This window comes from Pseudomonas sp. KB_15 (genome assembly GCF_052114525.1).
In the GTDB taxonomy this organism is placed as follows: domain Bacteria; phylum Pseudomonadota; class Gammaproteobacteria; order Pseudomonadales; family Pseudomonadaceae; genus Aquipseudomonas.
This window is the reverse complement of sequence record NZ_JBFREX010000057.1, coordinates 1-20626: the sequence shown is the minus strand read 5'-3', so window position 1 is coordinate 20626 and position 20626 is coordinate 1. Positions and strand designations below refer to the sequence as shown.

General features: G+C 59.8%; 16 protein-coding genes and 1 pseudogene. 7 read left to right on the top strand and 10 right to left on the bottom strand.

Annotated features, from left to right (window positions below; translation table 11 throughout):
- Window positions 1-61: 61 nt before the first annotated feature.
- Window positions 62-1489 (bottom strand): argininosuccinate lyase, encoded by a 1428-nt coding sequence (argH, locus tag AB4Z35_RS27255; protein ID WP_442100525.1) that lies wholly within the window; start codon window positions 1487-1489, stop codon window positions 62-64.
- Window positions 1490-1784: 295 nt separating this feature from the next.
- Here argH and AB4Z35_RS27250 point away from each other — a divergent pair, with 295 nt between their 5' ends.
- Window positions 1785-2750 carry a LysR family transcriptional regulator gene (locus tag AB4Z35_RS27250; protein ID WP_442100524.1) on the top strand — a complete coding sequence of 322 codons (966 nt, stop codon included), beginning with the start codon at window positions 1785-1787 and terminating at the stop codon, window positions 2748-2750.
- Window positions 2751-2814: 64 nt separating this feature from the next.
- On the opposite strand, the gene AB4Z35_RS27245 is transcribed toward AB4Z35_RS27250, so the two are convergent.
- The 8 genes from AB4Z35_RS27245 to AB4Z35_RS27210 all read right to left on the bottom strand — a co-directional run bounded on the left by AB4Z35_RS27245 (window position 2815) and on the right by AB4Z35_RS27210 (window position 13311).
- Window positions 2815-3012 carry a hypothetical protein gene (locus tag AB4Z35_RS27245; RefSeq protein ID WP_442100523.1) on the bottom strand — a complete coding sequence of 66 codons (198 nt, stop codon included), beginning with the start codon at window positions 3010-3012 and terminating at the stop codon, window positions 2815-2817.
- Between the two features lie 139 nt (window positions 3013-3151).
- Window positions 3152-4003, bottom strand: a complete 852-nt coding sequence (locus AB4Z35_RS27240; protein WP_442100522.1) for a DUF2950 domain-containing protein — start codon at window positions 4001-4003, stop codon at window positions 3152-3154.
- An 80-nt stretch (window positions 4004-4083) separates the two neighbouring features.
- Window positions 4084-5613, bottom strand: coding sequence for a DUF3300 domain-containing protein (locus tag AB4Z35_RS27235; RefSeq protein ID WP_442100521.1), 1530 nt, complete (start codon window positions 5611-5613; stop codon window positions 4084-4086).
- 160 nt (window positions 5614-5773) lie between these two features.
- Window positions 5774-7051, bottom strand: a complete 1278-nt coding sequence (locus tag AB4Z35_RS27230; RefSeq protein WP_442100520.1) for a tyrosine/phenylalanine carboxypeptidase domain-containing protein — start codon at window positions 7049-7051, stop codon at window positions 5774-5776.
- Between the two features lie 152 nt (window positions 7052-7203).
- Window positions 7204-8742: an MDR family MFS transporter gene (locus tag AB4Z35_RS27225; protein WP_442100519.1), complete on the bottom strand. Its 1539-nt coding sequence runs from the start codon at window positions 8740-8742 to the stop codon at window positions 7204-7206.
- Window positions 8735-9952: an HlyD family secretion protein gene (locus AB4Z35_RS27220; RefSeq protein WP_442100518.1), complete on the bottom strand. Its 1218-nt coding sequence runs from the start codon at window positions 9950-9952 to the stop codon at window positions 8735-8737. The genes AB4Z35_RS27225 and AB4Z35_RS27220 overlap by 8 nt, the downstream gene beginning before the upstream one ends.
- Complete coding sequence (locus tag AB4Z35_RS27215) at window positions 9945-10397, bottom strand: MarR family winged helix-turn-helix transcriptional regulator (RefSeq protein WP_442100517.1); 453 nt, start codon at window positions 10395-10397, stop codon at window positions 9945-9947. Before AB4Z35_RS27215 ends, AB4Z35_RS27220 begins: the two co-directional genes overlap by 8 nt.
- Window positions 10398-10800: 403 nt before the next feature.
- Window positions 10801-13311 (bottom strand): putative bifunctional diguanylate cyclase/phosphodiesterase, encoded by a 2511-nt coding sequence (locus AB4Z35_RS27210; protein WP_442100516.1) that lies wholly within the window; start codon window positions 13309-13311, stop codon window positions 10801-10803.
- 1146 nt (window positions 13312-14457) lie between these two features.
- Here AB4Z35_RS27210 and AB4Z35_RS27205 point away from each other — a divergent pair.
- Complete coding sequence (locus tag AB4Z35_RS27205) at window positions 14458-15030, top strand: hypothetical protein (protein WP_442100550.1); 573 nt, start codon at window positions 14458-14460, stop codon at window positions 15028-15030.
- Between the two features lie 6 nt (window positions 15031-15036).
- Here AB4Z35_RS27205 and AB4Z35_RS27200 read toward each other — a convergent pair.
- Window positions 15037-15302, bottom strand: a pseudogene (locus tag AB4Z35_RS27200) (DUF2790 domain-containing protein).
- 403 nt (window positions 15303-15705) lie between these two features.
- Between AB4Z35_RS27200 and AB4Z35_RS27195 the strand changes: the two are divergent.
- From AB4Z35_RS27195 to AB4Z35_RS27175, 5 genes are all read left to right on the top strand, one after another.
- Window positions 15706-16374 (top strand): hypothetical protein, encoded by a 669-nt coding sequence (locus AB4Z35_RS27195; protein WP_442100515.1) that lies wholly within the window; start codon window positions 15706-15708, stop codon window positions 16372-16374.
- Between the two features lie 130 nt (window positions 16375-16504).
- Window positions 16505-17347: a DUF6502 family protein gene (locus AB4Z35_RS27190; protein ID WP_007998758.1), complete on the top strand. Its 843-nt coding sequence runs from the start codon at window positions 16505-16507 to the stop codon at window positions 17345-17347.
- Entirely contained in the window at window positions 17344-18906 is a 1563-nt protein-coding gene (locus tag AB4Z35_RS27185) for a DUF5666 domain-containing protein (RefSeq protein ID WP_442100514.1), read from the top strand. Before AB4Z35_RS27190 ends, AB4Z35_RS27185 begins: the two co-directional genes overlap by 4 nt.
- Window positions 18907-19008: 102 nt before the next feature.
- Entirely contained in the window at window positions 19009-19758 is a 750-nt protein-coding gene (locus tag AB4Z35_RS27180; protein ID WP_442100513.1) for a hypothetical protein, read from the top strand.
- Between the two features lie 459 nt (window positions 19759-20217).
- On the top strand, window positions 20218-20626 hold a 409-nt coding region (locus AB4Z35_RS27175; RefSeq protein ID WP_442100512.1), incomplete at its 3' end, for a hypothetical protein.

The window sequence follows — 20626 nt, the reverse complement described above, 5'->3', positions numbered from 1 at the left end:
ATTGATTTAGCTGACACACCTTCGCGAGCAGGCTCGCTCCTACAGGGTTTTGTGGCGTTTTTCAGAGGCGGAAGCCCTGATAGTCCTCGGTCCATTGCTGCTGGGCGGCGAGGGCGGTTTTCAGGCGGCCGATCTGTTCACGCACCTGTTGTGGCGCGGTCCCGCCCCAGCCGCTACGGGCGGCGATGGCGGCTTCGAGGGTCAGGCTTTCGCGTACTTCCGGTGTGAGGCGCGGGTCGATTTCCGCCAGCAGTGCCGGGGAGGCTTCCCACAATTCGATGTCGTGTTTCTCGCAAGCCTGGACCAACGCACCGGTGATTTCGTGGGCTTCCTTGAACGGCACGCCGCGCACCGCCAGCCAGTCGGCGACTTCGGTGGCGAGGGTGAAGCCCAGCGGTGCCTGGCGACGCAGCTCTTCGACGTTGACCTTCATGGTCGCAACCATTCCGGCCATGGCCGGCAGCACCAGCAGCAGGGTGTCGACGCTGTCGAGCACGCCGTTCTTGTCTTCGCTCAAGTCGCGGTTGTAGGACAGCGGCAGGGATTTGAGGGTGGATAACAGGCCGGTCAGGTTGCCGATCAGGCGACCCGCCTTGCCCCGCGCCAGTTCGGCGATGTCCGGATTCTTTTTCTGCGGCATGATCGAACTGCCGGTGGCGTAGGCATCGTCCAGCACGACCCAGCGGAATTGCCGCGACGACCACAGGCAAAACTCTTCGGCGAGGCGCGAGATGTTGATGCCGAGCATGCTGGCGATGAACAGGAACTCGGCGACGTGATCGCGGCTGGCCACGGCGTCGATGGAGTTTTCGCAAACACCGCTGTAGCCCATTTCTTTTGCCGATTGCTGAGGTAAACGAGCGATAGCCGAGCCAGCCATGGCCGCCGCACCGAGTGGCGACAGCGAAGTACGCGCGTCCCAGTCCACCAGGCGCTGCACGTCGCGCAGCATCGACTGGGCGTGGGCCAGCAGGTGATGAGCAAACACGATCGGTTGTGCCTGCTGCAGGTGGGTGAAGCCGGGGCAGATGCTCTCGATGTGATGCTCTGCCTGGTCCACCAGCGCCTGCTGCAAGCCGAGCACTTCAACGGCCAGGGTGCGCACGTGGTCACGCAGGAACAGCCGCAGGTCGTTGGCCGTCTGGTCGTTGCGCGAACGACCGGCGCGCAGCTTGCCACCGAGGGGGCCAAGGCGTTCGGTCAGCAGACGCTCGATGAAGGTGTGGACGTCTTCGTCGTCCAGGGTCGGGGCGATGCTGCCGGCGCGGTAGTCCGCGCCGATACGTTCCAGGGCGTCGAGCATGGTCCGGGTTTCTTGCTCGCTCAGCAGTTCGGCGCGCTGCAGTTCCCGGGCATGGGCCTTGGAGCCGGCGAGGTCGTACGGGGTGAGCCGGAAGTAGCGCTCAGGGCAACGGGACAGGGCCGCCAAGGCTTCGGAAGGGCCGCTTTTGAAGCGAGCACCCCAGAGACGGTCGGTGGTTTGAGACATTGTTGTTTTCCTCGTCGGTAACGCGAACTGAAATGGGTATGCCGGGCCGCAACGTCGCTACAAAGTCAGCGATCGAAATCAGGCCAGAGCAGTTTTCAAGAGGGCAGTTGCAAAGGAGCGAGAGCTGATCGAAGTGTCAGCTTTTAATGTTTTGAGATCAGTGATTTGGCACTGATGTTCGGGATTTATTGGCGGTTGCCAAGCCTGGTTTTCTGTGTTCATTATTATTAGGCCAGCTATGTTTTTGTTGTTGGGCACAGATTGTTGAATAGGGCGCCAGAGGTAAATAAGCATTATGGAAACCCCACTTTCCAATTCCGGAAACCCGCCGCCGAAAACGCTGCAACGGGCTCCGTTAGCCCTCAGTGGGCTGGACTTCAAACTGCTCAAAGTATTCAAGGCCGTGGTCGAGGCAGGTGGCTTCAGTGCCGCGCAAAATGAGCTGAATGTGGGGCTGGCAGCCATCAGCAAACAGATTTCCGACCTGGAAATCCGAATCGGCATGCGCCTTTGCACGCGGGGGAGAGAGGGCTTTCACCTGACGGAAGAAGGGCGTCTGGTGTATCAGGCGTCGATAGATTTATTTGCCTCGGTCGACAACTTTCGCGATCGCCTTAGTTCAGCGCAAAACGAACTTGTCGGTGATCTTGGTGTGGGGGTTATTGATAACACAATCTCTGATGTCAATTCGCCGTTAGTTACCGCGCTTAAACGTATTAACGAACAATCTCCCAAGGTTAGATTTCAACTTCAGGCCACGCAACTTGATGAGGTTGAAAGAGGTGTCGTCGAGGGGCGGTTGGTGGCGGGAATTGTGCCGGTTTATCAAAAGCGCGAAGAGTTCGATTACTACGAGCTATACGAAGAACGCTCGGAGATTTATTGCGCGCTCGGCCACCCGCTGTTCTCCATGGCGGACGAGGACATGGGTGGTAATGTGCTCAAGGATTACGAGTGCATCAACCATCGCTACGCGATTCATCGCGACAAACTGAAATTCGCCCACTACGACAGCTTTTCCGCCTCGGCAACCCAGGTGGAGGCCGTTGCGCTGCTGATCAAGACTGGTCGTTTCCTGGGGTTCCTGCCCCAGCATTACGCCGCGCCGATGGTGGCGCGGGGAGAGTTTCGCGCGGTGCGCCCGGACCTGATCAACATCGTCACGCCGTTCAGTCTGATTCTGCGCCATAACACTGTGCGCAGCCCCTTGGTGAAGGCATTTGCCCAGGCACTGGGCGTGGATTTAAAAGCCTCGGTTTGATTGTTCACCGCGTTGAACACTAACTAACGAACACTGGCGGCCAATGGGGATGATGGGGCCAGGCTTAAGGCTTCAGCACTTGCAGCAACACGAAATCGTTTTTATTGAAACGTCCGCTCAATACTGCTTGTAGAGTTCCCAATGCCGTGCCGTGAAGATCGCGATAAATTATCGCCAGCAACTGCTGGCCGTTTTCTGATGTGTTGTTTATCCAATACCAGGCCGTAACAGTCTTGGCCAAGTCACCGAGAGGCTCAGCCATCCAGCAGATGCGCTCCCGATCGACGGTTACGCTCAAAACGTTTATGCGAAAAAACCACCTTGGCACGTTGGTTTGGGTGGTTTTTTTGCACTGATTGATGCGCTAAAGCGTTCTCATGTCAGGTCATAGTGACAACGTGTCAATGCATCGTGACAAATGGGGCCTGATCTTCAGGCACCTCCTTCCAGCTGTCATCCGGATCGAAGCGCTTCATCGATTTCGCCAGTTTTTCACCACCTGGCCCCAGGTCTTTCTCGAACACCTGTCCTTCATGACTGATCATGAAACTCATCACCCCGGTGTCGTCGTATTTCGCCGGCCAGGCAATCAGCGCAAAGCCCCGGCTCATCTTGTCACCGATGAGGTAGCTGTAGGCGCCACCCGGTGCCGAAGGGCCTTGGCCATCAAGGATGCGGAAGCGGTAACCATGCCACTCTTCGTCGGCAATGGCTTTGCCGAACGAAGGTCCTAACGGGCTGATCTGGCCGCTGTCGTCTTCCGCCCAATAGAGTCCGTCGTGCTTGCCGGGAGTGCTGAAGATCTTCTGCGCATACTCGAGTGCGCCGTCACCGTCACGATCGACTGACGCATAGTCCATCTGCGCGTCGTGATAGGCCAGCACCGATTGCACTGCGGCGAGTTCATTGCGACCGATTTGACGGGCACGGATCTCGGCACTGCCGGCCTTCATGTCGAAGCGCCAACCATTCGCGTCTTTTGTCATGGGAATGGGCAGTGTCCAGTTCTTGCTGCCGACCGCCAGGATTGCCTTGCGCTCGCTGGGGTTTTCAATGTGGTGTTGCTCGCGGTATTGCTGCAAAAACGCATCCACATCTTCGCGCTGCACGCCTTCACGGGGGATGTAACTGTGCCAGTCACTGCCCAGCAGCTTCGTCAGGCGTGCCTGGTCGGCGTGTTCCGTACCCAGTGCTTCGACGAACGCTTCAGCGGCCTTTTCTGGCGTTGGAAATGCCTGTTGTGCCGTCGCCATGCACGACCACGCCAGGCCGGCAGCTATCGCAAGGACATGAGGGAGCAGGCCCTTGAATCCTTTCACTCGAGGATGGTTTTTCAACGACGGCCCCCCCTTTGACGCGCTGGTGGACTGGATGGCCGACTGACCTGGTGACCGGCAGATCGTGCGGCACTTGGGCGTTGGGCGGATGCCTGGCTGGTCCGGCCACGATTGGCCTGGATGTTAGCCTGGGACGGTGAGCGTGCGCCGGCGAAGGCGTTGTTGCGGGCACTGCCGGTACTGGCGGCCGGCCGTTGATTCGCCGTTTGACGCGTCTGCGCCTGGCCCTCTCTGCGCTGATTCAGCTGGGCGCTCTGGTTTCTGGGTTGCTGATTGACTTGAGAGGCTTGTTTGCGGGGTTGCTGATTCTCCCGGGTGTTTCTGGCCGTGCCCTGGCCTCTGTCAGCCGCCTTCGGCCTGTCTGCACCCGCCTGTAACCGATTGTCGCCCGCGGTTCCGGACTGCAGTTTGCGCGTTTGATCACGGGCTTCGCGGTTGCTGGTGGCAGGTCGTTCGATACCGTGCCTGTCCATTGAGGTGCGGGCATTTTCACGCGCCTGGGCGCGCTGGGCATTGTCCCCGCGATAGGCTTCACGCTGATTGGCGCCGTTCAGTTGCCGACCGTACTGTGCGCGGCTCGCGCTGTCTCGATAGGGCACGCCATTGCGGTGCACCGGGTTGTGCTGCCATTTGTTCTGGTTATTGGTGATCCGGTTGTTGGCATTGATGTTGTTGTAACGATTGACGTCGATATCGATGTCGTTATTGCCCCAGTCGCATTCACCCCACAACGATCCAATGATCGCCACACCGGCACCAAACGCGAGTCCGGCCATCAGGGCCTGACCAGGGTAATAAGCGGGTGGCGGTGGATAGTACACGGGCGGCGACGCCGGGTAGGGCCAGGTGCCGTAGGTGGTTGTCGGGTTATAGGTGGGGACGTACACCACCTGCGGATCGGCAGGCTGAATGATGATGGTGGAGCTGCTGGCAGGGGCCGGCTCAGCGGCTGGAGCCGGTGCCGACGTTGTGGTCGCGGGGGCCGGCGCCGCGACATTCTGTATCGTCACGTTCTGATATTGATTGCTCTGCAGGTTGCCAGCGGCCTGGGCCTGATGACGCAAGCGTTGCACGCCGTTCATGAGATCGTCGGGTTGCGCCAGGAAGGCGTCACCCAGGCGTTGTACCCAGACGGGATCCTGCCCCAGCGTTGCCAGAACCTGCGGGAAGGCGACCAGTGCCTGCACGCTCGGATCCCAGGGCTGGTTCGCCACCTGCTTGACCGCATCGTCGCCCTTGGCGTCCGGGTTCGCTTTGGACCAGGTGACCGCCTCGCCGACTTCCCCCGGGTAGGTGGTGGCCATCAGTACTTGTGCCAACAGTGGGTCCGGGTAAAGCGCAATGGGCGCCAGCATTTGATCCAGCTGTTCCTGGGTAAACACGGGATCTTTGGCAGGCGCGGTGACGGGCGCTGTATCGGCAGCGGGTGCCGGTGCGGCGGCGGTCGCATCGGCAGCCAATGCCAGGCAGGAAGATCCACTCAAGAACAGTACGGCTGACAACGCGTAAAAAAATGGAATGCGCATTGCACCCCCTATGTGGTCAGGCAGGCTTGAAATGAGTGAGTCAATGCCGCAGAGGTGAAAGCTGACTTTGCAAGCCACAGAGCCCAGCTTCTATTTCGCTTCATAATGGTAGCAGCTCATTCGAAGGTCCCGGGTTGTCTTTAAAACGGTGTCACCCTGATCACTGGGCGCTGGCATCGCTTTCGTGTTCTTCGGCAAATGCCATGAACACCTTCAGGTCCAGCACGTCCAGTTTGATCTGGGCGATGAACGCAGAGAAGGCCAGGTTGGCCGCCAGCAGGCGCAGATCGGAGGCCCAGGCCGGAAGGTAGGTCGGTCCCTTGAGCCAGCCGGATTCGAACAGTGGCGCCAGGCGCACGGTGTCAGCCAGGCTGAGGCGCCCGGCAAACAAATGCCCTACCAGTTCCGGCCGGTTATCGCGGATTGCAATGCGCAGCAGGGTGTGGACACCGAGCAACCCGGTCAGGTAAGCGGCATCCTTGGTGAATGCCGAACCGCCCCGCAGGTCGGCGCCGCGGAACACCCGTTGGGTCGAGCGGAAGGACTCCTCTTGCGACTGCCCGGCCGCCATGAAACCTTCGAACACCTGGATGAAGTCGGCCCCCTCCAGCGCCTGCTGGACGGCGAGCACGCGCAGGGCCAGGCGACGCAGGCGGTTGATGTCCATGCTGCCGGTGAACAGTTCGGCCAGGGTGGCAATGCCCTCTTGGGTCTGGGTCGTGCGGGGCGCTCCCAGGCCGAGGCTTATGAGGTTGGGCTGTCGCGCACCGTTTTGCGCCGTGGCGACATGCACGAAGGCCTCGTGCTGCAACAGCTGATGCTTGTCCAGCTCGGAGAACAGCGCGCTGGCCCGCAGGCGAATGCGGCTCGATCCGGCGATGGCCTTGGCGGCCAGGTTCGGATCGAGCACGACCGTGATCTGTCCGACGCCGAAGAAGCGGTCCAGTTCCGGTTGAATCCAGGCGGCGAACGCCTTGGCCGGGATCTCGGCCGGGCAAGGTGGAATCCGCGCACCCCCGAGCAGGGCGTCGGTGGTCTTGAGGAAAAAACGGGCGGCATCGAGCATGCTCAGTTGCAAGCGCGTGTAGTAGAAATCCGGACGCCGGTACAGCGCTGACGAGTATTGGGTAAAGGCGGGAGTACCAATGGCCCCCAGCATGTGCCCGGCCGTGGCATAGCTACGGGCGGTCATGGCGAGGAAATTCCCGGCCGGATGCCCCACATCGCAACGGCTGATAAAGGTTTCCAGGGCGGCGATGTCGGCGCTGTGGTCGCGGGGCTGCAATTCGACCTTGGGTAACTCGGCTCGCCCGCCGCGCCATTTCGCCAGGAAGTCTTCCTCGACGCCATCGGGCCAGGACAGGGCATCCAGCACGCGGATCTTGCGGGTCAGGCCGGGCAGGGCGGCATCGAGTTCGGACAAGAGGGCGGCACTCATGGATATCTCCTTGAGGGACGAGGTGACGTTACAAAAGCTTAGTCGTCGCGTGCGGTTACGTGTTGAGCTGGCGGGCCGCGTGGGCAAAGGTTTCGCGAAAAACCGGGCGGGTCCCGGTTCCTGCGCTTGCGAGGCCAGGTACGCGGTTGTGATTACTCGACGACCGGTGCCGGCTCTTCATTTACCCGGGTTTTTGGGGTTTTGATAATCAGCAACAATGGCATGACGGCCAGTGACAACAGCATCAGCAGCTTGAAGTCATCCACGTAAGCGATCCAGCTGGCTTGCACGGTGACCAATGCATCCAGGGTGGCGCGCCCGGACGCGGCCATCGGGTCCAGGTAACTCTTGATCGACCCTGCGTCGAAGGCCCGGTTGAAGGGCGTGACGTAGGCACCGATCTGCTCGTGGTTGGCCTGGATGTTCTGGGTCAGCAGCACTGTCACGATGGAGATCCCGACACTGGAACCGACATTTCGCGACAGGCTGTAAAGCCCGGTGCCTTCGGCGCGCAAGGAGGCGGGCAGTGTCGCGAAGGCAACCGTGGTCAGTGGCACAAACAGCATGCCCAGGCTGGTGCCCTGGATGAAGCCGACCCAGATGACGGTTTGCATCGACACATCCGGCGTCCAGCCGGTCATCAGCCCCATCGACAGCGCCGACAACCCCAGGCCCGTCAGCAGCAACAGGCGGGTATCGACTTTGCCCAACAGTCGGCCGGCGAGGAACATGGTCAGCATCGTGCCCAGACCACGCGGGCCCATCACCATGCCGGCGGTCAGCACCGGATAGCCCATCAGGGTTTGCAGGTAGGGGGTCATCAGCGCCAGTGAGGCCAGGTAGGTAATGCCGACGATGAAAATAAAGATGACGCTGATCGAAAAGTTGCGGTCCCTGAACAGCTTCGGGCTGATAAAGGGCGTGTCGGTGGTGAAGGTGTGGACCAGGAACACATACAGGGCGACAGCGGCCACCACCGCTTCGACCAGGATTTCCCCGGAGGCGAACCAGCCCAGTTGCTCGCCCCGGTCCAGAAACAGTTGCAGGGCCATGATCGCCACGCTCAGCGAACCGAAGCCGAGCCAGTCCAGGCGGGTCAAGGTGTCGGTGGTCGTTTCACTGACGTAATAGACGATCCCGGCCAGCGCCAGCAAACCAATGGGCAAATTGATGAAGAACACCCAGCGCCAGCTGAAACTCTCGGTCAGCCAGCCGCCGAGCATCGGCCCCAGCACCGGGCCGACCATGACCGACACGCCGAACAGCGCCATGGCTGAACCGCGTTCCTTGAGGCTGTAGATGTCCAGCAGAATGCCCTGGGAAAGGGGCACCAGCGCCGCGCCGGCCAAGCCCTGCAGCAGGCGGGCGAGGATGATTTCTTCCAGCGATTGCGCCAGGCCGCAAAGGATCGACGAGACCACAAAGCCGACAATCGCCCACAGCAGCACGCGTTTGCGCCCGAAGCGCCTGGCCAGGAAGGCAGACGGCGGCGTCATGATTGCCGCGGCGACGATGTATGACGTCAGCACCCAGTTGATCTGGTCCGAACTGGCCGAGATGCTGCCTTGCATGTAGGGCAGGGCGACATTGGCGATGGTGGTGTCGAGCGCTTGCATGATCACCGCCAGCACGACGCAAGCGGTGATCATCCCGCGATGGGCCACAGCTTCGGTCGGTGCCGGGTTATTCATGGGCCAGGGCCGGGGCAGGGACCTTGCTCGCCAGCAGCCCCGAGAACAGGTGCGGCAAGCCACGTGCCGAGCCTGTATCAATCTCGGCCTGCACACTCATGCCGGTGCGTAGCGGCGGTTTATCCCCGGCATCATCGATGCTGATGCGCACGGGAATCCGTTGCACGACCTTGACCCAGTTGCCCGTGGTGTTTTGCGCGGGCAGCAACGAGAAGCTTGAACCCGACGCCGGGCTGATGCTTTCGACGGTGCCGTGCCACTGGACGCCAGGGTAGCTGTCGACACTGATATCGACGGGCTGACCGGGTTGCATGTGGGTCAGTTCGGTTTCCTTGGGGGACGCAGCGACCCACAGGTGGTCGGCTGACACCAGGCTGATGCCMGATTGGGGTGGTTGCAGGTAGGAGCCGACTTGCAGCGAATCAACGTTGGTCACGACACCGTCAAACGAAGCCCTGACCACCGAGTTGTCCAGGTTGCGCTGCGCTTCGTCGACAGCGGCCCGGGCGATCAGATACGTGGGCTGTTGTTCGACGGGTGTTTCGATATGCCCGCCCAATTGCGCCAGTACCATTTGTGCGGTGGCCCTGGCCACGGTGATTTTTTGCCGGGTACTGTCCAGCGCATGCTTGGCATCGTCGTAGTTGGTTCTGGACACTGCCGAGACGCTTAGCAGGGTTTGCTGGCGCTGGAAGCTGGCCTGGTAGTAGGCGAGGTCAATTTGCGCCTGGTCGATTTCGGCCAGCGCTTGCTTGTAATTGGCCTGGAGATTGAGGATCTGATTGCGCACATTGCTCAGTTGCGCCCTGGCACTGGCCAACGTGATCTCAAAGGGCTCAGGCTTCAGGGTGAACAGGACTTGACCCTTGACCACCCGCTGATTGTCTTTGACATCAACCGAGGCGACCAGGCCCGAGACATCGGTGGAGACGCCGACATGATCGGCTTGTATGTAGGCATTGTCGGTGGAAATGATCTGCCCGCCCGTGACATACAGGTAACCGCCGACCACCAGCACGATGGGTAGCAAGGCAAACAGCGTGGTGCGCATGAGCTGTCGTCCTGGGCGGGCCGGTGAGGCATTGCCCGGCCCGGCCTCGGTGTACCCGAGGTCCGGTTTGCGGGCTTCGGCTGGAGAGGGGCCTTCAAGCCGTGCGGACTTGGGCATCACGGCAGGTTCGGCGGGGGGCTTCAGGCGTTGATCAGTCATGACGATGCTCCTCCTCTTCAACGGGAAGACTGCAGGCTTCGATCAGGTTCGACCTCATCCGCTTCATCAGCCCCAGCAGCAGCTGTTCCTCCTCGGCAGAGAATCCGCGCGTGGCCTCCTGGCGGGTCACTCGGCCCATGTCACGCATGAGTTGCAGCAGCGGATGGGCCTGCTCCGTCAGAAACAACAGGGACAGGCGTCGATCCGTGGGATGACGACGTCGCTCGACCAAACCGCGCTCGGCCATTTTGTCCAGCAGGCGCACGAGGGTGATCGATTCCAGTTCCAGTAAATCCGCGAGCCCTTTTTGATGGATGCCCTCATTGGTCGACAACATGGCCAGCACTTGCCACTGCGAACGAGTAAGGCCGACATGCCGAGCGCGTTGCTCGAACCGCTTGCGCATCAGCCGGGCGCTGTCATGCAGGGCAAAACCAAGGGTCAATATGTCAGTCATGGTGAAATCTGCTGCGGAGAAGTTAGCTCATCATAGTTGAGCTTGTAATTAGTCTGCTATCTATATTTGCGAAATAAAATCCAGACGACATACGGCCGGTAAACCCGGCCTCAGAGTGGGCTCCACGCCACCTCGACGTACCGATGGCCCCGCCCATGGCCAGGCCCGGCAGCGCAGCGGGCAAGGAATCAGGCGAGGGCATAATCAGTTGATCGCGGAGCTCGCAGGAAGCTGGGCTACGCCCGAAGGCGGGCAAGAAGGCTCGCTCCTGCTAGCTGTTCGAGGCTACCTCCGGCAGTTGCGGGTGCGAGCCACATTTGAGTCGACCTCTCATCGTCCGCATTGGGTTGAATCCACAGCCGAAAGCGGACGTTCCCAGGCACCTGCGAAGTTATGGCGATTTAGTCTTGGTCCGTGGGAAATCAGTGCTCGCCATTAATCTTTCGTGAACATACTGCTCAAATTGTTCGGCTGGCAGTGGCGGGGAAAACAGGAAGCCCTGGTAGGTCTGGCAGCCATGCTTGACCAGAAAGGTGCGCTGAGCTTCTGTCTCCACACCTTCTGCAATCACCGAAAGCCCCAATATCTGGCTCAGGCTCACAATCGCGCAGGCGATGGCGGCGTCGTTGGAATCAACCAGCACATCTCTGATGAAGGACTGGTCGATCTTGAGTTGATCCAGCGGAAGGCTCTTCAGGTATGACAGTGACGAGTAGCCGGTTCCGAAATCATCCAGCGAAAGGCCTATGCCGATCTCTTTCAACTCGATCATTTTGGCGACAGTACTTTCCATATCCTCTATCAGCAGGCCTTCGGTCAGTTCCAGTTTCAATTTCTTCGGATCGGCCCCCGTGTATCTCAGTACTTGCAGTACATCCTCGACAAAGTCCGGATGGTGAAACTGGCGGGCGCTGACATTCACAGCCATACCCAGTCGGGCGGTTTCCGAATGCTTTGCCCAGGCAACCAGCTGAGTGCAGGCTGCCTGCAGCGCCCAACGGCCTAACGGCAGAATCAACCCCGTTTCCTCTGCCAATGGAATGAACTCGCCTGGAAACACGACTCCGCGCTCAGGATTCTGCCATCTCATCAGTGCCTCTGCGCCAATGATACGGCCCTCACTATTCACCTGCGGCTGGTAATGAAGAAGGAATTCGTTGTCCTGCAGGCCTTGGCGCAAGTCTACTTCCAGTCTGGCGCGTGCCGTGGCAACCGCCTGCATTTCCGGATCGAAGAAGCGCATGGTATTGCGGCCCGCCGCCTTGGCGCGATACATCGCCAGGTCAGCGCGCTTCATAATATCGTCCACTGTGCTCAGCTGCCCCTGGAACAGCGCAATGCCGAGGCTGGGGGTGCTGTGGTGCTCATATCCATCCAACTGGTAGGAAATGTTCAGAGAGTTGAGAATCTTTTCGCCAATAGCCTTGGCCTGGATAGCTGCTTCTGGAGGATTCTCATTAAGGCCATCCAGCAGGACGACGAATTCGTCTCCGCCCAGGCGAGCCACGGTGTCGCTCTCACGTATGCAGCCGCAAAGGCGCAGAGCAACTTGCTGCAGCAACATGTCGCCTCTGTCATGCCCCAGCGTGTCGTTCAGTGCCTTGAAGTTATCCAGGTCAATGAGAATTATCGCGCTCGTATGCAGGCTACGGGAGCTGCCCGCCAGCAGATGCTGTAACCGGTCCAACATGAGCCGCCTGTTGGCCAGCCCGGTCAACTGATCGTAGAAGGCCAAGCGCTGGACCTCTTGCTCAGCGGTCTTGCGGTGGGTGATGTCAGTATTGATCGACAGAACGGACTGCGGCTGGCCATCATCGTCGCGCACCAGGGTTCGATGACTTTCGAGCGTGATGGTGCAGCCATCCCGGCGTCGAAGTGTAACTTCGTCCGCCCAGTCACCCGTTTCTATCAGGCTGTTAGTGGCCGCATTGAAAGCGGCGCTGCCCTGGTAGATCAACTCCTGTGCCGATTTGCCGAGTGCCTCTTCCTTTGACAGACCGTAGAGACGCTCGGCACTTTTGTTCCAGTACAGGATGCGGTTATCCATCCCGTGAACGACAATGGCGTCCTGGGCCTTGTCCAGCAGCGATGCTTGCTGGCGGGCCTGCATCTCGCTTTCGCGCAGCACTGCCAGATAACCTTCCCTTTCAGCTGCTTGCGACTCCATTTCGCGCCTGATCTTGCCCCCGTAGATAACGGCCGCACTGACCATCAGTAGCACGAACACCATGATCGCGTATTCGACCCGGCGCAGTTCTTCGACCGACTCAAGCTCCTCCTCCAGGAGCTTGCTTTGAATCAGGCCAACGCGATCCCGCACGGTACTGAGTGAGGCGAGCAACAGGGCAAACTTCCTGTCCATCRTTGCCATGCGTTTGCCGGCATTATCCGACTGCCCCTCCCTGAAGTAGGAAAAGATCAGCAAGGCCTCGTTCACCATTTCGACCATCGCGGCATCAACTGCACCCACCCCATCCTTCAATGCAAGGGTAAAGGCTTGTATATCTGCACTGTGTTCAGCCTCATTGGCGATCCGTACTTCCAACTGTTTTTTGGCCATTGCCAAATGCTCGTTGAAGGCGCGCAAGGCATCATTCATGTTCCGCGATTCGGCTTCAACATTATGTGTATCGAACACATTATTGCCTGGCGCATTGACTGCGGAAGCCAGGCTGCCCAGCGTTGAATAGCTCGACAGCTGTTGGACCCACGACTGGTTTGCCTTGATGGAGCGGTGATAGGTATCGACGATCAGGTGATTCAATAGCACGCTCAGCACAACAACCAGCACGTCGAATCCCGCAAGAAAAAAGTACATGCGGTGCCATTTGGTCGAGCGCGGCTTACTTGAACTGGTGGGTATGGCTTGCTTTGCGGCGCTTTTATTCCTGAAAAAATCCATTTCACAATCTCCAAACATAATCCTTCTAAATTGACCAATAGAAGCGGTATTCGGAAACCAATTAACCTTTTGTGCCGACACCTGAACCTGAGAACACACCGCACGTAGCATTAGCCAAATTTTTTCTCTGTTCTGGATTCACGCTGGTTTTCGTGAGCGAAGCTCCCGAGACAAGCAATAGCTACCGAAGCTATACGTCTTGAGTGTCACGCCAACCCAGCCGCACCGTAGCGAAAGTCGATTCGATCCTGAGTGATCCCGACAGATCCAGTCCAAACCCTGCGCCTGCAGGTGCAGGGTTTGCTCCATGTCTACCGGAGTGTCGTTGCGGATTTGCGCCCCTGAACTGGATGCTTCACGCAGAATAGTCGGGTGACATAGGGCACGTTGCGGGTCATTTCCGCGCAGCCTGCCGGACTGCCTGATCAGTTTCGACAGCAATCCAAGCATAGCCACTAATTTGCAATTATTCTGTTCGCCGACTGCTCCAGGTCGGTAGCTTTCGGCCACGAGCTGTCGTTCGCTGGCACCAACTTTTTGACAGCGGGCTGGCCGCTCGGCCTCCAAAAAAAAAGCGGATGCCCCCGCGCTCCGCGACGACTGCCTAATCGTTTCATTTAAAGCGGCAAGCCCGCGCCTTGACGCAGCGCATTTGCAACGACAACGAAATGAGGGAGTCGGTTGCAGACAACTTCGGTAGTACCGATGGTTCATGTTGCTCACGCCAATGACAGGCAGGCATGCCAATTTCTCCGTCATCGGTTCGATTACCGGCGCGGCAGTCGGGGCTCTGACGCTAGTCCGCAAGCCAATGGGCGTAAGCCCGGATGTCGATCATCGGCACCGTGCCGATCTATTGCAACTTCGCGATGAGCTCCAGCCGGAAGGCTGTTGCAGGCTTGCTCTGCTGTGAACAAGGCTCCGGAAGCAATGCGACGCAAGCAGGAAAGAAGGGAGCACATGGCAATTTTGCTTTTTGCCGCCACAGGAATGACCGGCTCCACTTGCGACGAAAGTCGTATGGTGGTCGGTGCGGGCGCGTGTTAGAGAATGTTTGTCTTGAAAACGCAATTGCTAATTTGTATCATTCGTTTTCAATTCGCGAAGCAGGGAACGCAGCGCCCAAACAATAATAAGGTCAAGGCAATGCTCAAAATGCTTCTCGTATACGGTCATCTGCTTGCTACGTGTATTGCCCTGGGGAGGGTGTTGCAGGCGGATCACAAGCTTTGGAGTTGGCGCAAGGAAATACTGGACCAGGCGCGGCTTGAGTACCTTGATGAAACTCAGAAGATCGTCAGCTTCGCACTGCTGGCCCTTTGGGCAAGCGGACTGTTGCTGGTGCTTCAGGGTTACCTCGCTGATGGCGACGCGTATCTGCTCAATCAAAAACTCTGGGCCAAGGTGACTGTCGTCGCGCTGCTCAGCCTGAACGGTGCATTACTGCATCGAGTCGGCTTCCCGCTGCTGCAAAAAGCTCCATTCGTCGCGCTGCGCAGTGCAGGCCGCACGCGGCTCGCCTTGTTGGGTGCGCTTTCCATGAGCGGTTGGCTGTTCGCCGCATTCCTGGGGGTGGCTCGAGCCTGGAATCACGTGTTGCCTTATCTGCATGTGATGGGCGCATTCGCCGCATTCTCGTTACTGGCTTGTTGCGTGGCACTCGCAGTCGCCGGTAGGGCGGGCAGTGTCGGTGCGCAAAAATCCTCGGTACCGGGGTAATGCTGTTCAGTTAAGCGAGAATGATCCACTGCAGGAGCGAGCTCGCTCCTGCAGAATCCTTAACTGAACAGCACTGGTGGTGCTCCCGCCCCATTCAAGGAAGCGGATCTTGTGCAGCTCACCTTCGCTGTCTTCATARTCCAGGGTCACTCCATTCCATAGTGGTAATCCACGACGCGAACACTGGCGCCGGGTTCTGGCAGGGCGTTCTGGGCGAATACGCCAGGCGCGAGACTGGAAATGACGGCGCTTGCCACTGAGGCCAATTTCATTCGGCTGTTCCTCTGCCGGGGTTCGCTTGCCAAGGACTGCATGTGATCGAGGAGGAGAGTGAAGTTCGCTCCACCCGGACGAACGCCCCTTTTCCGTGTTGCCTCAGCCGCCGTCACCTCTCGGTGATCATCCGCGATAGAGGCCTTTCGACCACTCGTCCTTTTTCCATAACCCCTAGGTGGTTCCCGATAGTTCGACTGCTTGCATAAAGCCGTCGGTCGGCTTTCTCCTGCGCAGGTTGACCCGGAGTCAGAAAGGGCTAACTTACATTGCGTGGGAAAAAATCCCACGTGAAAGATTCAGAGGAAACTGTAAGTCTTACAGGTTCCTCCCATGCCGCTCCCGGATTGCAACGTTGATTGTGTTGGCACCGCTCGCGGTAAATCACCAGGAGAATGCACGATGAACACTTACCTGCTTTTCAAGAAAGGTTTGCTGGCGCTGGCAATCGGTGGCGTCCTTTCTGCTTCCACCGTTTTGGTACCAGATTCCGTTTCCCATGAATCGAGTGCCTATGCCAAGGATGGTGGTGGTGGTGGTGGTGGCAACGGTGGTGGCGGTAGCGGTGGCGGCCACGGTGGCAATAGTGGGAATGGTGGCAGCGGAGGCCACGGCGGCAACAGTGGGAACGGCGGCAACAGTGGCCATGGCGGCGGCAGTGGGAACGGTGGCAGCGGTGGCAGCGGTGGCAGCGGTGGTCACAGCGGCAGCGACCATGGGAATGGGAACGGGAATTCAGGCCATGCCAGCTCTGGAAACTCGAACTCCGGTCGCAGTGGTACCCATGCAGAAGCGGGTGATGACCACGGCAACCACGCCCGCGGTGAGGCTGGTGATGACCACGGCAACCACGCCCGCGGTGAGGCTGGTGATGACCACGGCAACCACGCCCGCGGCGAGGCTGGTGATGACCACGGCGTCCACGCCCGCGGTGAGCCTGGCGACGACCACGGCGTCCACGTCGGTGGCGAGCCGGGTGACGACAATGGCGAACATGTCGGCGGTGAGCCTGGTGACGACAATGGCGTCCATGTCGGTGGCGAAACCGGCGACGACAACAGCCGGATCTGAAGCAGCTTGTTGACCTCATACAAAACCCTGGGGACCGGTTTTGTATGAGGCACTGCAAAAAATATGCTTGCATTTATGGGATTATTTCCCACGTGGCTATACTGAGGTTATCTATCCAGGAATCCGCTGAATGCAATCGTCCACGCTGCCTACTTCGCTCCTCAAAGCCTTGCGGCATGTCATGCGGCCGCTGGTACGCCTGATGCTGCGCAAAGGCGTCACCTACCTGGTGTTTGCCGACCTGCTCAAGGAGGTTTTCGTCGAAGTGGCGGACCGTGAGTTCCGTCTGGGCGACAAGGCACCGACCGACAGCCGCATCAGCCTGCTCACCGGCGTGCACCGCAAAGATGTACGGCGCTTGCGCAACACCAGCGACCCCGCTTCTTCTACGCTTCCGGAAAACATCACGTTCGGTGCGCAACTGGTCAACGCCTGGACCAACGCGCCCTTTTGCAACGACGCCGGCCAGCCATTGCCACTGCCTCGATTGGCCAGTGTCGGCGGTGACCGCTCCTTTGACGCCCTGGTGGCGAAGGTCAGTACGGATATCAGGGCGCGGGTGGTGCTGGACGAGTGGCTGCGCCTGGGCGTCGTCCGCCTTGACGAACAAGAGCGCGTGCACCTCGAAGCCCAGGCCTTCGTGCCACAAAAGGGCTTCGATGAGAAAACTGCTTACCTGGGGCATAACCTGCACGATCATGCCTGCGCTGCGGTACACAATCTGAGCAGCGAAGGTCCGGCCTTTTTTGAACGCAGCGTCCACTATGACGCGCTGGCCCCGATGAGCGTCGAGGCGCTACGCGAGGCCGTTGCCAGCGAGGGGATGCAGGCCCTGTTGAGCTTCAACCGACTCGCCGCCGAGCTGGAATTCCGCGATCTGCCCAGCCTTGAACCGCGCCAGCGCATCACGGTCGGTTTGTACTTCTACACTGAAGCTTCCGATCCCGATTCACCAACGGCCCCTAAGCCATGACCGTCAATTTGCGCCTGATACGTGCAATCGCCCTCGCTCTGGGCCTCGGGCTTCCGATTGTGTTGCAAGCCGCCCCGGCCTGTGTCAGCCAGAATGACGCGGGCATCAGTGAGGTGCCGGTCATCCAGGCTCCGGGGGGCACCGGCGGCACGGGCGCAGCGCCTGGTGGCATGGGCGGTACCGGCATCAGCACTGACAACGGCGGGGTGGGCGGTACCGGCGCACCACTGAAAAAGCGCCCTGGCGGCATTGGCGGCACCGGTGCCGTTGCAGGCGGCGTTGGTGGCACAGGCATCAGTGATGACAACGGAGGGATCGGTGGCACCGGCATTGTCGGCACCATCACCGGGTTCGCTTCGATCTGCGTCAATGGCGTGGAAGTGCACTTCAGTAATAATGTTCCTGTCAGCGAGAACGGCATTGCCACCACCAGCACCCAGCTGGCAGTCGGCCAAGTGGTTGCCGTGGAAGCGTTCAATTCCAAACGAGGTCTGGAGGCCGGGCGCATTTCTATCCTGCACGTCTACGAAGGTCCCTTGACAGCCCTGCCCAGAGACTCCATGCCCATGCGTGTCATGGGGCAACCGGTGCGCCTGGCCAGCGGTGCTCAAGTCGCTGCCGGTCTGCGCCCGGGTGATCCCGTGCGGGTCAGCGGGCTGCGCGATGCCCGTGGCGACGTGGTAGCCAGCCGCATCGACCGGGCGCCCGGCCTCAAGGAGGCCAGTGCCATCGGTCCGGTGGATCGCAGCGGCTATCTCCAGGGGCTCAAACTCAGCAATCACCAAGGTCCGGCGCAGGAAGTGCTGGTGCGCGGCCAGTGGTCCGGCCGCGAGCTGGACGTGACCCAAAGCCGCCCGGATCCGAGCCTGCCCTTCATTGGCCGGGTACACAATGCGGTGATCGAGGGCTTGGTTCAGGGCCGGCAGGACCACCATTTGGTGGTGGGTGGCTTTAATGTGACGCTGGCGCGCGACACCGTGTTTGTCGGTGTGCAGCCTTCGGAGCTGGCGCTGGATCGACGCGTGCGGGTCAACGGCGTGTTTACCGGCGCGCGAGACGTGCAGGCCACGCGTATCGAATTACCCCGCGAGCGCTCCGATTCACCAGCCAGCAACCAGCATGGGCGACCCCGAGCCGGCGAGCAAAACACGGACGACTCGAGTGGCTCGAGCAACTCGGGCGGTTCCAACAACTCCGGCAGCTCCGGCAGCTCCGGCAACTCGGGCAGTGACAGGAGTGGCCGCTCCGACAGCGAAGTCCGCATCGGCGACGATACTGGCCACGGGGGCAATGACGGTCATGGTGGCGGCGATCAGAGAGAAAGCGTGGACAGGTCCGGCAAGTCAGAGCGTGTCGAGAAGGTCGAGCAACCCGACAAAGTCGAGAGGGTAGAGAAGGTAGAGAAAGCCGAAAAGGTCGAACGCCCAGAGAAAGTCGAGAAAGTCGAACGGCCAGAAAAAGTCGAGAAGGTAGAGAAAGTCGAAAGGGTCGAGAAAGTAGAGAAAGTCGAGAAGGTTGAGCCGGTTGAAAAAGTCGATCACTCTGGCAGGTCGGGTTAAACAGTGCAGGCATGATGCACTATCGTCATAAGTAACTAGGCTGGGTATGTCACGCAACAAAGCATGCGTGTGAACTTCGATGACGGAACACACGAGGTGAACATGAACCCCAGGCGCATCCTGCTTGTCGGTTTACTTGCCAGCCTGGCCTTGCCGGCCCTGGCCGATACCTTCTCGACCTCGATCGGAACCGACTACTCTCGGGGCGACTATGGCACCGGTACAATTTCCGAAACCTGGTACGTCCCGCTGGTGGGCAAATACCAGACCGGCCCCATGACCTACAAGCTCACTGTGCCCTGGCTGCGTATCACCAATCCTTCGGTCGGCCCTGACGGCGAGCCGTTACCCGGCGGTTGCGGCAAAGTGGAAAGCGGTTTGGGCGACACCGTCGCCGGTGCCGACTATGCCGTGCTTGACGGCAGCGTTGGCGGGCTGTTCGTGGACCTGATCGGCAAGGTCAAGTTGCCCACGGCTGACGAAGACAAATGCCTGGGCACCGGCAAAACCGATTATTCCGCCCAGGTCGACGTCGCCAAAGCCTTCGGCCCTGTGACCGGGTTCGCCACTCTGGGCTGGAAAAAATTCGGTGACCCGTCGGGCACCAACTTCGACAACCCGATATTCGCCGGCCTGGGCTTCGCCATGCCCGTGTTCGCGCGCACCACGGCGGGCGTGTCCTACGACTGGCGGCAGAAGGTCGTATCCACGGGCGACCAGATCAAGGAGCTCACCCTGTTCCTCACGCACAAGCTCAATCAGAACTGGAAGTTTCAGTTGTATGCCGTCAAGGGGTTTTCCGACGCCAGCCCGGATGGCGAGGCTGGACTGGTGTTCAGCCACACCTATTGATATCCACCTGTTTCCCTGCACTGATGCGCTTCACCGCCTCCACCCAGGCCATCGCCTGCTGCACACCCTGTTCGGTTACGCCGACCAGGAGGTTGTCATGCCCGTGAGGATAATCGTTTGGTCCTGATGTTCGGTCGTTGACACTCAGGCTGACAGCGCTAATCTAAAAGGTGTGGGAATATTTCCCACGTAACGATACCGGCTGGCTCTGAGGGATCGTGCGGATACCGCAGTTGCTCGTGATTGCTGCAAATTTTTGGCCGTGCCGGTTGGCTGGCCGCTCCAGTGGGCGGCCGGGAACTCACTGGACATTGCGTTCGATACGGAGATGACGGCGCAACTCCAAGCGGAGGTGCATCATGGTACTCAAGAAATGTTTGTTGGCTCTGGCAATTGGCGGGGTCCTTTCGGCATCGACTGTCCTGGTGCCTGATTACATCGGTAGTTTCTCCAGCGTGTATGCCAAAGATGGTGGCAGCGGTGGAGGCGGAGGCGGCCACGGTGGTGGCGGCGGAGGCGGCGGTGGTCACGGTGGTGACGGCGGTGGTGCCGGAGGTGGCGGTCACGGTGGTGGCGACGGCGGAGGCGGCGGTGGTCACGGTGGTGGCGGCAACGGCGGAGGCGGCGGCGGTCACGGTGGTGACGGCGGTGGCTCCGGAGGTGGCGGTCACGGTGGTGACGGCGGTGGTGCCGGAGGTGGCGGTCACGGTGGTGCCGGCGGTGGCGGTCACGGTGGCGGCGACCATGGAGAGGGTGGCGATCATGGTGCAGCAGGCCATGACGGTGACGGTCATGGAGGCCCGGGGCGCGGCGACGCTGACCATGGTGGTATGGCCGGGAACAGAGGCCCAGGCAATGCGCATGACAA